This is a genomic window from Amycolatopsis keratiniphila subsp. keratiniphila (assembly GCF_001620365.2).
Lineage (GTDB): Bacteria > Actinomycetota > Actinomycetes > Mycobacteriales > Pseudonocardiaceae > Amycolatopsis > Amycolatopsis keratiniphila.
The window spans coordinates 480-1,003 of record NZ_LQMT02000071.1 but is presented as its reverse complement, the minus strand read 5'-3'; the positions used below and the strand labels follow the sequence as shown (position 1 = coordinate 1,003).

Genomic DNA, 524 nt, shown 5'->3' with positions numbered 1-524 from the left:
CTTGCGGGGTGTCCGGACAACGTATCCTCGAACCGCCGCAGGAGTTGTGGCGTGCCGGTGCGCGGGAGCTCGCGCACGGTGTGGTGGAGCGGTTGTCGGTGGCACGTCAGGCGTTGGCGGAGGTCGGGCAGTTCCTGGTCGAGATCGAATCCCGCGGTCCGATGGAGTTGTTCGGGCACGGCTCGACAGCCGGTTGGTTCGCCGAGACCGCCCGGATCAGCCCCAACGAAGCCCGCGACACGGTGGCCCGCGCCCTGGCATTGAACGAGAGCCGGAACCTCGACGGCACCCCCGCCCCGGCGTTCGCGCCGATCGCCGGTGCCGCGGCGGCGGAGGGCGACCTCGGGCATCAGCAACTCGACCCGATCCTCGCGGTGCTGAAGAAAATCCCGGACGACGCCTCAGCCGACGACCGGACCGGCGCGGAGCAGATCCTGGTCACCCTGGCCCGCCACGCCGGACCGCAGGAGATCAGCAACGTCGGCGCGGAACTTTTGGCCCACCTCGACCCCGACGGCAACGAA

1 protein-coding gene is annotated in these 524 nt (G+C 70.2%); it reads left to right on the top strand.

What is annotated here, in order from left to right; genetic code table 11:
• A partial coding sequence (locus tag AVR91_RS44205) for a DUF222 domain-containing protein (RefSeq protein WP_323807910.1) occupies positions 1-524 on the top strand: 524 nt, incomplete at both ends.